This window comes from Tissierella pigra (genome assembly GCF_009695605.1).
GTDB lineage: Bacteria > Bacillota > Clostridia > Tissierellales > Tissierellaceae > Tissierella > Tissierella pigra.
On sequence record NZ_VUNQ01000051.1, the window covers coordinates 1 to 12256 of the forward strand.

General features: G+C 29.7%; 10 protein-coding genes. All 10 read right to left on the reverse strand.

The window, feature by feature from the left end; translation table 11 throughout:
- Nucleotides 1-517: 517 nt before the first annotated feature.
- A complete protein-coding gene (groL, locus tag FYJ83_RS16380) occupies nt 518-2155 on the reverse strand; it encodes a chaperonin GroEL (protein WP_154442385.1) in 1638 nt (545 codons plus the stop codon).
- A 178-nt stretch (nt 2156-2333) separates the two neighbouring features.
- Complete coding sequence (locus FYJ83_RS16385; protein ID WP_154442387.1) at nt 2334-2615, reverse strand: co-chaperone GroES; 282 nt, start codon at nt 2613-2615, stop codon at nt 2334-2336.
- A 199-nt stretch (nt 2616-2814) separates the two neighbouring features.
- The gene (locus FYJ83_RS16390) at nt 2815-3510 is read right to left on the reverse strand and encodes a DUF554 domain-containing protein (protein WP_154442389.1); all 696 of its coding nucleotides are present in this window, start codon (nt 3508-3510) and stop codon (nt 2815-2817) included.
- Between the two features lie 150 nt (nt 3511-3660).
- A complete protein-coding gene (locus FYJ83_RS16395; RefSeq protein ID WP_154442391.1) occupies nt 3661-5616 on the reverse strand; it encodes an ABC transporter permease in 1956 nt (651 codons plus the stop codon).
- The gene (locus FYJ83_RS16400) at nt 5603-6370 is read right to left on the reverse strand and encodes an ABC transporter ATP-binding protein (RefSeq protein ID WP_154442393.1); all 768 of its coding nucleotides are present in this window, start codon (nt 6368-6370) and stop codon (nt 5603-5605) included. The genes FYJ83_RS16395 and FYJ83_RS16400 overlap by 14 nt, the downstream gene beginning before the upstream one ends.
- Nucleotides 6371-6527: 157 nt before the next feature.
- Complete coding sequence (locus FYJ83_RS16405; protein WP_154442395.1) at nt 6528-7598, reverse strand: sensor histidine kinase; 1071 nt, start codon at nt 7596-7598, stop codon at nt 6528-6530.
- A gap of 8 nt (nt 7599-7606) precedes the next feature.
- On the reverse strand, nt 7607-8299 hold the full coding sequence (locus FYJ83_RS16410) for a response regulator transcription factor (protein WP_154442397.1): 693 nt from the start codon (nt 8297-8299) through the stop codon (nt 7607-7609).
- Nucleotides 8300-8334: 35 nt separating this feature from the next.
- Nucleotides 8335-10545 (reverse strand): DUF3160 domain-containing protein, encoded by a 2211-nt coding sequence (locus FYJ83_RS16415; protein ID WP_154442399.1) that lies wholly within the window; start codon nt 10543-10545, stop codon nt 8335-8337.
- Between the two features lies 1 nt (nt 10546).
- Complete coding sequence (locus tag FYJ83_RS16420; RefSeq protein ID WP_154442401.1) at nt 10547-11284, reverse strand: hypothetical protein; 738 nt, start codon at nt 11282-11284, stop codon at nt 10547-10549.
- A 78-nt stretch (nt 11285-11362) separates the two neighbouring features.
- The gene (locus FYJ83_RS16425) at nt 11363-12232 is read right to left on the reverse strand and encodes a DNA-3-methyladenine glycosylase family protein (protein WP_154442403.1); all 870 of its coding nucleotides are present in this window, start codon (nt 12230-12232) and stop codon (nt 11363-11365) included.
- Between the last annotated feature and the right edge of the window lie 24 nt (nt 12233-12256).

Genomic DNA, 12256 nt, shown 5'->3' on the forward strand with positions numbered 1-12256 from the left:
TGGTGTTCATTACGAGTACAGAAAATAGTCTAACAATCTTAGGCTTTATTGGCATGCTCAAGATTCCTGGGCTGCCTTTTTTTTATTTAATAGGAAAAGTAGGACTTTCCTATTAAATAAAAAAAGACTTGTCTGCAGTCTTTTTCTGCAGACAAGTCTCATTATTTAAAATAAAGCCAGATAAATTTTATCAGTATGTTGACTTTATTACACAAATTTTATTGTGCTAATTACTCCCTTATCCTATCAACAAGTATATACAACAATACTTGTACTGTCAATATTATATTCAAATTATTGGCTCTGCATCAATCTATTATATACACTTATAATTATTTATAATAGGTTTTTAGAGCATCTTTCTGCAATTTAATTATTTACGATATTATAAAAGAGGCTTCACATAAGTTCTCTAAACTTATGAGTAGCCTCTAATATTTATATTTGGGCAACAAAATCGTAATAAATCAATTCCATCTTGTTTCAGATCTAGTAAATGTAATAGATTTGGGGCTTACTACATCATACCGCCCATACCACCCATGCCACCCATTCCTGCCATGGCTGCCATTGGGTCTTCTTTTTCTACATCTACTACTGCACTTTCTGTAGTAAGTACCATTGCTGCTACAGATGCTGCATTTTGTAGAGCTGATCTAGTTACCTTAGTTGGGTCTGCTATACCTGTTTGAATCATATCTACATATTTTTCATTTAAAGCATCGAATCCAGTACCTACAGCTTCTGCTTTAACTTTTTCTACAATAACAGAACCTTCTAATCCTGCATTAGTTGCTATTTGTCTAACTGGTTCTTCTAATGCACGAACTATTATACTAACTCCTGTTTTTTCATCTCCATTTGTAGTTTCAAGTAATTTAGCAACAGCTGGTATTGCATCTATTAACACTGTTCCACCACCAGGAACCATACCCTCTTCAACTCCTGCACGAGTTGCAGCTAGAGCATCTTCTATTCTAAGTTTTCTTTCTTTAAGTTCAGTTTCAGTTGCAGCACCTACTTGGATTACTGCTACTCCTCCTGATAATTTAGCTAATCTTTCTTGAAGTTTTTCAGCATCGAATTCTGAATCTGTTTCTTCAAGTTGAGCCTTGATTTGTTTAACTCTATTTTTAATTTCTTCTTGGTCCCCTTCTCCATTAACTATTACAGTTGTTTCTTTATCTACCTTAACCTTCGCTGCTCTACCTAACATATCAACAGTAGCTTCTTTCAAATCATATCCTAATTCTTCTGATATTACTGTTCCACCTGTTAATATAGCTATATCTTGTAACATTTCTTTTCTTCTATCACCAAAACCAGGTGCCTTAACAGCAATACAGTTGAATGTTCCTCTTAATTTGTTAACTACTAATGTAGCCATTGCTTCTCCTTCAATATCTTCAGCAATGATTATTAGTGGTTTACTCATTTGTACTATTTCTTCAAGAATAGGAAGAATTTCTTGGATATTTGTAATCTTCTTATCTGTGATTAAAATATATGGATTATCATATTCCGCTATCATTTTTTCAGTATCTGTTACCATATAAGCAGATACATATCCTCTATCAAACTGCATACCTTCTACTACATCTAAAGTTGTTCCCATGGATCTTGATTCTTCTACAGTGATTACTCCATCTTTACCTACCTTTTCCATAGCTTCAGCTATTAATTTACCGATTTCTTCATCTCCTGCTGAAATTGATGCAAGTTGAGCTATAGCTTCTTTGGAGTCAACAGTCTTAGAGAATCTTTTGATTTCTTCTACTGCAGTATTTACAGCAGACCTAATTCCTTTTTGAAGAATCATTGGGTTTGCACCTGCAGCTACGTTTTTAAGTCCTTCTCTAATAATTGCTTGAGCAAGTAAAGTAGCCGTTGTTGTTCCATCTCCTGCCACATCATTAGTTTTTGTAGCTACCTCTTTAACAAGTTGAGCACCCATATTTTCATACTTATCTTCTAATTCGATTTCACGAGCAATAGTTACACCATCATTTGTAATAAGTGGTGCACCAAATTTTTTATCTAATACAACATTTCTACCTTTAGGTCCCAACGTAACTTTTACAGTATCAGCTAATTGGTTTATTCCTCTTTCCATTGCACGACGTGCATCTTCTCCAAACATAATTTCCTTAGCCATTTATATCCACTCCTTTTTAAATTCAGTTAATAGTTTTTTTAGTGAATAACTAATAATTAATAGTGCATAGTTGTGGTTGTTTCAAGTAAACTTGAAACTATTAAATAAGATATTCTTCATTTTATTATGTCTTTTTAACTATTCACTTTTCACTCTTCACTATTAGTTATCCACTGGTTTATTCTACTATTGCTAATATGTCAGATAATTTTAATATAGTTAATTCTTCACCATCTACTTTTATTTCAGTTCCTGCATATTTTGAAAATATTACTTTGTCTCCTGCTTTAATTTGATCTTTCTTCTTTTCATCATTTGTAATATCTGCACCGATTGCAACTACTTCAGCCATTTGTGGTTGTTCCTTAGCAGAACTTGGTAAAACTATACCTGATTTTGTTTTTTCCTCTACTTCAACCTTCTTAATTACAATTCTATCACCTAGTGGTCTTAGGTTCATAATTAACTACCTCCCTATGTTAATAGTAATTTTTTTCTTTTTATTAGCACTCATTGTTATTGAGTGCTAATGTTTACAATATATATGTTACTTAAATGAATTGATGGAATCAAGTCTTAAATTTGACTGTATTAATTCATCATTTGCTAAAATATACCTCTTTACCCATTTTTCTTTCTTTTTCTTTGATTTACTCTTATTATCTTATTAAATTAACCAAGTTTACTAATATATAGTAAATAATAGGAATAAAAACTGACGGAAGCATGTTTCCTACCTTTATTTTTTTAATTCCTAGTATATTTATCCCTATTGCCATAATAAGTAGCCCACCAACTGCTGACATTTCATTTACTACTTGCGGAGTCAATAAACCTTTTACAGAATTAGCTAATAAAGTAATACTGCCTTGATAAATAAACACTGGAATACTTGAAAAAGCTACTCCAATTCCTAAAGTTGAAGCAAATATTATAGCTGAAATACCATCCAGAATTGATTTCGCAAATAATGTTTCATGATTACTTTGTATACCAGATTCAAGAGAACCAACTATTGCCATAGCTCCCACGCAATATACTAAAGAAGCAGTTACAAACCCTTTAGAAAAATTACTATCCTTACCCCTAAATTTACTTTGTAAGAAATTTCCTAGATTGTCTAGTTTGTTTTCTATTCCAACTATTTCACCTACTATACCTCCTACTACAATACTTCCTATAACTAAAATAATATTTTCAGATTTAATTCCTCCCATTATGCCAATAACCATTACTGCAAGACCTATCCCATCCATTATTGTATTCTTATAATCATCTTTAATTCCTTTTTTTATACCTATACCTAATAATGATCCTATTATAATTGCTACAGTATTTACTATTGTTCCTAGCATAATTAATCTACCTCCTTAAATACAGTGAATAACTAATAATGAATAGTTATTATTCTATTTTCACTATATTTTAATAGAATACACCATTTTAAAGATAATTTCTATTAAAAAATGGAATCCTTTTAAAGAATTCCATTTTTACTCTATTTTTTAATTATATTTTACTTTTCTTATATACATTGTCCTTACTATAATAAAATAAATCATCTGAAACATTAAATAACCCAATGCAACAATAATCCCATTTGTAAAAAGATTCTTTTGAAGTAAATTAGAAAGGGATTTCAATGCAAATAAAGAATGTGTAGTACTAACCACAAAGGGTAAAAAGAATATAGTTCCTATTTGCTTAGTTATTATCTTATTTATCTCCTTCTCCGTTGTTCCAATTTTTCTAAGTATATCGTATTCTAATTTATCCTGTTTTACTTCATTGAATAATTTAAAATATATTATACTGCCTGAAGCTATAAAGAATAAAAAGGCTATGAAAAATCCTATGAATAATGTAAGTCCAAAATTATTTCTAATACTTTTATATGGAATTGCTTTGGCATAATAGTTGTATTGGTATTTACTTTCTAGCATCTCCTTTATTTCAACTGAAGCATCAAAGGAATTCTTCCATTTATCTAATTTTATTCCATTGTATATAACTACATCCTCATCTCCTACTATCTCCAGCCAGTTTGCATAGTCTTTGTCATTTAATATAAACGCATCAAAATATCCTAATTTATTTAAAGACATTACACTATCATGTAATTCTCCATTTACCTTATATTCTTTTACTTTGTCCTTTAGTTTTAATTGTGCTGTTTCTAAAGGATACCTCTTAATTTTTTCTGGTTTACCATCATAGCCAATTGTCTCGTAAGGAAAATTATATACTACCTCATTCTCTTTTACTGTAATTTCATCCTTTCCTTGATAAACCGCCAGTTTATTATAATCCTCATTAGATATAAGTAAAATTTCTTCCCTAATATTATCATTGATTTTTTTGGATTCATTTTTAATCTTTATATTTTTAACTGTATGAAACTCATTTATTTTTAAATCATATTTGTTTAGAATTTCTTTTACTTTATCTATGCTCTGATTATCCTTCAATGTTTCTCCTCTTTGTATTATTCCAATATCCTCTGGTGTATCAATACCTGATATACTTGAGATTTCTGTAAAAAATGAATATATTGTTTCTGTGGCAGTAAAGGTAATTGCACCTAAAATAGCTGCTGCAAATAACACCTTAGCTGTATCCTGTAATTTGAATATCATTTGAGAATAGGATATCATATTAACCTTTTTATAAAGGATATTTTCATTTTTTAAAATTTTATTAGCCACAGCTATGCTAAATTGAGTAAATGTAAAATAGGTACCAGCTACAACTATAAATATAACTGGAAGCATAGCCAAAGGTACAAAATTGCCCTCTACAATCCAAGCTATACCATATCCTAAGACCAATAAACTAACACCTAGAATCGACTTCTTTCTTGAAAAGTTTGGTATTTCCTTAGGTATCCTATTGCTTTTAATCTGTTGTATTATTTCTTTATTCTTTATTTTGAAAAGCATTAAAATACTTACTATTTCAAACAAAATAAAAAACACTAAAATAGTAAGCCCTAAAGCCTTAAAGGATATATTAAATGGAAGACTAATATCCATAAATGCTTCCATAACCATAAGAAATAATTTAGAAAAAGCTAATCCTGAAAATATACCAGTTACTATGGACAAAACCGTTATTATAGTATTTTCTATAAATACATATTTCCTTATTTGTTTTCTTGTCATTCCATATAAAGAAAGTAGTCCAAACTCCTTACCTCTAGACTTCAAAAATATGGAGGTAGAATATCCTACAAATAACACGGAAAATATTACTATAATAACTTGACAAGCTATCATACTATTAATTACTCCCATTTGTGCCACTGGATGTCCACCTATATTCTTATAATTTAAAGATGGATGAAATACAAAATTAGCAAATATAAAAAATGCTGTAACAGCAAACGCATTACTTAAATAATACATTACATATCTATATAGATTTCCTTTAACATTGCTAAGGGCCATATTAGATATTTTCATTATACCCACCTCCTAAAAGAGATAAGGCATCTAATATTTCTTTAAAAAATATTTGTCTGTTAGAATCCTTAACTATTTCAGTGAAAAATTTTCCATCCTTTATCATTATTATTCTCCTACAAAAACTAGCTGCAAAGGCATCATGAGTTACCATTACTATGGTTGCCTTTCTCTTTTCATTAATTTTCTCTAAAGAACTCATTAAATCAAAGGATGCCTTAGAATCTAAGTTCCCTGTGGGTTCATCTGCTAGAATAATAGCTGGATTATTGATTAATGCCCTTGCACAAGCAGTCCTTTGCTGCTGTCCTCCTGATATTTCGTAGGTTCTTTTATCTAAAATATCCTTAATATTTAATATGGATGATATTTCATCTAATTTCTTTTCTATTTCTTTTTTTAATAGTCCTTCTAAAACTAAAGGAAGAATTATATTTTCTTTTACTGACAATGTGTCTAATAGATTAAAATCTTGAAATATAAAACCCAAATTTCTTCTTCTAAATATAGTCAATTTATCTTCTTTTAGCCTGTATGGATCTTCTCCATTTATATTGATTTCTCCTGATGATGGAGAGTCTATTGTAGCAAGGATATTTAATAATGTAGTCTTTCCACTACCTGAAGGCCCCATTATTCCCACAAATTCTCCTTCTTTTATATTCATGTTAAAATTATCTAACGCCTTTACTGATATTCCTTTGCCTTTGCTTCCATATATTTTAGATAAATCTTTAGTTTGTAATACTGCCATTTCATTACCTCCTGATTTGTATTTCTATATATATCATAATAATTTAAGGGAAATCTTTCTATCGATTTCCCTTTCAAATGGAGATATTATCTTACAATATTGTTAGGTTAGGTCATTTTCCACAGTTTCCCAACTCAAATCTATTTACTCACTCCGTTCACTGTGTTAGGTCATAAATACTCTTGCCGTGGTAAAAAATAATACTTGATTTTGTACCCTCTCCTTCAATGGATTCTATGGATACTCCATGACCTAGTTTATCACATACATCCTTCACAAGGTACAATCCCATTCCTGTAGATTCAAGATATTTCCTGCCATTCTTCCCAGTGAAAAAAGGATCAAACACCCTATCTAAATCCTGCTTAGGTATACCTACTCCCCTATCTTCAATTAGAAGTACGGTTTTATTATTTTCATCATAGACTTCTATATCTATTACCTTATTATTACTATCCTTAACCTTCGAATATTTAATACTATTAGATAGTATTTGACTGATTACAAATTTAATCCATTTTTTATCGCTTTTAACTATTTTGTCTTCCTTTGAAATTATTTTAGGATAAATAGAATTTGCTATAAAGGCATTTTTATTTTCATTTATAATACTTCTAAGGATTTCAAATAAACTAACATCTTCTACTTTAAAGTCCAGTTCAAAATTGCTGACCCTAAGTGTATATAATGCCATTTCTAGACCATGAGATAGCTTTTCTACTTCCTCTCCAATACTTTCATAATTTTTTCTAGTATATTCATCAATATCCCTATCCCTTTCATCTTCCAAAATAAGCTTAATAACCGATACTGGAGTTTTCATCTGATGAATCCATCTATTATTAAAATAATTTTGTGTTTCAGAAGACTTTTTATGCTTTTCCAATGTACTTATATATTTAAGATAATTGCTGATTAAGACCTCTTTAAATAAATCATACTCTCTGCTTATTTTATCTGGAATATTGAATACATCAGTTAATTCAACATCATTATCCAATTTATTACTGATTAAATTATAAAACTTTCTTTTTCTCCCAAAATCAATAGATAGAAAAACTGTCAAGAATATAGTTGATAAAACAAAAGCATATATTATATTTGCTGTATGAAACCTTTCCTTTCTAATTATTAAATCAAGCATCATTATGATTATAGCTAGAAAATTACTAAGGAAATATATAATAATATAAAATAATCTATCTTTCAAATAATCTCTAAATCTCATTTTATCACCTAATCCCAAGTTTTTATCATGGAATAACCTTGGCCTCTTTTGGTCTGAATTGTATCATATATTCCTATATCCTCTAAGCGTTTTCTTAGCCTAGCAATATTTACTGATAAGGTATTATCATCTACAAACTCAACATCATCCCATAATTCTTCTAATAGTATTTCACGAGATACTATTTCATTTATATTGGATATAAGAATATACAGAAGACTAAATTCCTTTTTACTTAACTCTATCTTTTTCCCTGTCCATTCAACTATACTTTGATTTTTATATAAATATACTCCGTCTACTTCATATATATCCTTTGTATTGTTCTCTGCATATTCACCATATGTTCTTCTTATTGCTCCTTTTATTTTTGCCAATAATAAATCAAAGGAAAAGGGTTTTATGATATAATCATCCCCACCATTTTCTATTGCCATTACTTGATCCATATCTGAAAACCTAGCTGAAATAAATATTATAGGAACCTTAGATATACTTCTCAATTCTCTGCACCAAAAGAAGCCATCATAATTAGGTAAATTTATATCCAACAGGACTATATGTGGATTCTCAATTATAAATTCTCCTTTTATATTGGAATAATCCTTAACTGTAGTCACTATATAATTATATCTTTCTAATCTATCCTTAATAAGATTTAAAATTTTTTCATCATCTTCTATAACAAAAATTTTATACATTTTGTCACCTCTTAAATTCTGCACCCTTTACTCATTTATTCACTCCCATTGGGATAAGGTATTTCTCCTTTTCCCTCTCTTATAAAGGAATTTGTCCACTGTGGCATAGGTGGCTGATTATTTTCCTTAATCATTTCCTGCCATTTTTCATCTGTTAGCCTCTCTCCAGATATAAATTCATGATAACTAAATATAGCTCCCCTTGTAAGATATAGATTGCCATCTATAGGTACAACCACATATATTTCGTAGGCAGGACCTACTCCTGCTTCTACATATCCACCATCACTATATTTATTGGGTGCTAAAGTTTGAAAATCAGCAATAACTGCCATGTTCTTATCTGTTTCAGAAGTTATCTCAAACCAACGCATATAATCCCCTGCAAATGAAGCAGTTAAATCCTCTAAAATTCCGCCAAAAATATTGATACGTTCATATTCTTCTATAGTTAAGCTTTCATTTCTAAGCTCTTTAATAGAACAATTAATTAGAAATTCTAATATATCCTCAAATTTCTCCATTTTCATATGAATACTTTCTACAGTAAGTCCCCTTGCAGATAAATTTTTCCTTGAAAACTTTGTAAGCCAAAGAAGTTTTTCATACACTTCTATATTAGGTTCCACATATCCTTTTGGAATATTCTCTTCATATCCATCACCACATTCTGCCCCTATTTGTTTTCCATATAGAATTGTATCATGTTTAAGTTCTGACCAAGACCCCAATGCTGTGTTTAAATCTTTATCATTCCAAGCTTCATTGGTCATAAAAGATGGATAACCTTCACCAAAAGGCTCTAAAAATCCTTTTAATACCCATAACCATCCTTGATACATATTGGCTCTCCAAGACTTATCTGATAGTCTGTTGAACTTTTCTTTTAAATTTTGAAATATAACAGGATAATCTTTCCACTGTTGATTCTCCTCCTTAGTCAATTGAATTACTTTAGCTCTTTCTGACCCTAATACTCCCATTACATCAAGTCCCGATGCTATTGGTCTGGCAAAGGGTTCTACCAATTCCTGCATTATTTCTGCATCTATTACATACCTTTGTCCCATGAGTCTAAATTGTTTGCCTGTTGGAGTAGATTCAGATGTATATTTAGCCTTTATCTGTGGTTCTGGTAGTTTATCAGCTTCTTTATAGAATTTCTCTAGTTTCTTCTTATTATTTAATTCGTTTATATCAAAATGCTTTCCATATACTTTTGTAAGTACTTCTCCATATTGATATATGTTTAAATCATCAGAACTTCCCACAAAGAAATTAGTTGGCTCATATATATTTTCCCATTTAGTATAGCTTTCCTCATCTGAGTATAGACTACAAGTAATTAAGAGAGCCTGTAGGGTTTGTTCTATATTTCTTTGTTCTATACCTTTATCTGCCTCTTCAAAATACAATGGAAATGGAGCTTGCCCATACCACATCATAGCCCTAAAATACCTTTCTAAATCTTTGGACCTTGTATAATGCCCCCTTATAGTATATTGGCTATAATCTAGTTTGTATGGGAATATATTTGACTGAGAAAAACCACTACTATTTTTAATTAAATTCCATTCAGCCTCTGCCATTTCCTTTGATACCACAGGAATATTATTTGGTAAATTCTTTTCTAAAGCAATCTGTGCAGTAGCAAAATATGCAATATTTTTAAGCTGAATTTCTTTTAACTCCTTATTTGTTAAGTCATTATATAATTTAATAGAATTATTCAACATACTATTTGTCATTTCTTCAACTAAAGCTAATAGCTTATCACTTTCCAATGTTCTCAAAGTATAGTCATAGAATATGTGATATACTTGTAATACTGAATCAGTAGTAATAAAAGATGGTATTTCTAGATATTCATTATTCTCATAAATATAAAATAACTGCTCTTCTTTAGTAGGATTTACCACAAAATTATTCTTAGCCAATAATTCTAATTGCTCTTTAGAAAAACTTCCAAATTTCTCAGAATTTAAAACATTAGTCATATTCTCATTAGTCTTATATGGCTCTACTAAGGCTTCAATGGTTCTAGGTTCATAGGGAACTTCTATATTTATCAATCCCTGATTTATTTCAATATCAATTTCCCTTTTCTCACTTTCATTCTGTTCATTTTCCTTTAAAGGATTATTTACTTCTAAAGGATTATGCACCTCTTTACCAACACATCCAGTCATTATAATAGACAGAACTAAAATCAAAGCAACTATTGAATACATGGTTCTTCTCTTCACTCTAATCCTCCCTTTCTACTTTTATACGATTTTCTACTATTTTTATTAAAGCTTTATGGCTTTTTCTCTGTTCCTTAATCTTAATAAACAACTGGTTATCTTTTGTAATTAGGTCACTTATATCTTCATAGCCTTCTGTTTCCAAATATACTTCAAATCCAAACCCTTTCCATTTATATGTATTGATTACTTTTCTATTATCTGCTAATATTTCTATGGCTACTATTTCATCTACTCCATCTTCATCTATATCAAAAAACACATAGTCTAAAAAAGGTTTGGATAATCTAGAACCTCTCCATTTTGGCTCCAGCTTATTCCCCTCAAAGGAATATATAAATGGTCTTTTAGCCATTACAGGATGAAGGGGTGATGTTTTATATACTCCTATGGATATTTCTTCTTTACCATCTCCATCTATATCTCCTATGACTATTTTCCATGGATTATAGGCTGAGTAATCCTCCCTATATATTTCTTTTCTATCTTCTATGGAATATATAATTACTTCTTCTCCAAATTTCCTTCTCCTGCTTCCTGTAAGTACAACTAAATATTCCTTATTATCTCCATTTATATTTCCTACGGCAAAGTCCTTAACTTTTTCATTTATTTTTATAAGAAGTTCTACTGTATCATGAGGAAAAAATAATGTTAATATTATTAAAAATGATATTACAATAACTCCATATTTGGTTTTAATTATATAGTTAGGTTTATTTGTTTTTATTTTAACCATCTTTCTTCCTCTAACTTCCTATTATTTAAATAAAGTATATCACTATTATATAATGGAAAAATTACAAATAATTTACAATTACTTTCCTATTCCCAATTCCCTAGCATAATAGAATAGATATTGCTGTGCAAATCCTGCAAGGCTGCCAAATATTCTAGCACCATGTTCCCCTATATGTTTTACATTGGTTTCTTCCTTTAAATAAAAATATTCCATTACCCTTTTAACCCACACATCTACTGGAAAAGCCTCATCTTTATTAAAAGCAAATAACAATATACAATCACTTACCTTTGGTCCTACTCCAGGTAAAGTCATTAAAAGTTCTTTTCCTTCATCTCTATTTAAATTAAATATGCTGTTTAAATTTAATTCTCCTTTAGCTATAATCTTTGCTGTTTCTACTATCCTTTCTCCTCTAAATCCTACTTTACATATTTCCTTTAAATCTTCTGGATTTACCTTTGATAAACTTTGTGGTGTTGGAAAACTATAATATTTTTCATCTATTTTTTCACCATAATTTTTTGACATTAATTCTATAGATTTTTTTATTCTTGGTATTTGATTATTGGCTGATGTTATAAAGGATATTACCATTTCAAAAGGCTCCTGATTGAGAATTCTTAATCCTTCTCCAAAGTTTATGGCATCAGCTAATATAGGGTCTTTAGATAATTGTTTCTTTATCTCATCATAATCCCTTTCTAAATCAAAATACCTATACCAAATGTTGTTAAAATCCTCCATATTGGTGTCAGATAGAATTATATCATTTCCATCTTTTTTTACATTTAATACTTTTCCGTAGGCAATTGTTGTATAGGAATTATCCTCCTCTACATACCATCTAAAAGCTTGACCACATTCAAATATATGTTTAGGATCAAAGTTTTTTACATCTTTAATTATTATTTTTCCTTGTTCTTCAATTAAATTATATTTCATATCATTTCTCCTTTTAAGTAAAAT

Bases quoted from the DNA above. Each gene is read 5' to 3' on its own strand.
- groL (WP_154442385.1), bottom strand. From the start codon at position 2,155: ATGGCTAAGGAAATTATGTTTGGAGAAGATGCACGTCGTGCAATGGAA.
- FYJ83_RS16405 (WP_154442395.1), bottom strand. From the start codon at position 7,598: ATGAGATTTAGAGATTATTTGAAAGATAGATTATTTTATATTATTATA.
- FYJ83_RS16390 (WP_154442389.1), bottom strand. From the start codon at position 3,510: ATGCTAGGAACAATAGTAAATACTGTAGCAATTATAATAGGATCATTA.
- FYJ83_RS16400 (WP_154442393.1), bottom strand. From the start codon at position 6,370: ATGGCAGTATTACAAACTAAAGATTTATCTAAAATATATGGAAGCAAA.
- FYJ83_RS16395 (WP_154442391.1), bottom strand. From the start codon at position 5,616: ATGAAAATATCTAATATGGCCCTTAGCAATGTTAAAGGAAATCTATAT.
- FYJ83_RS16425 (WP_154442403.1), bottom strand. From the start codon at position 12,232: ATGAAATATAATTTAATTGAAGAACAAGGAAAAATAATAATTAAAGAT.
- FYJ83_RS16385 (WP_154442387.1), bottom strand. From the start codon at position 2,615: ATGAACCTAAGACCACTAGGTGATAGAATTGTAATTAAGAAGGTTGAA.
- FYJ83_RS16420 (WP_154442401.1), bottom strand. From the start codon at position 11,284: ATGGTTAAAATAAAAACAAATAAACCTAACTATATAATTAAAACCAAA.
- FYJ83_RS16410 (WP_154442397.1), bottom strand. From the start codon at position 8,299: ATGTATAAAATTTTTGTTATAGAAGATGATGAAAAAATTTTAAATCTT.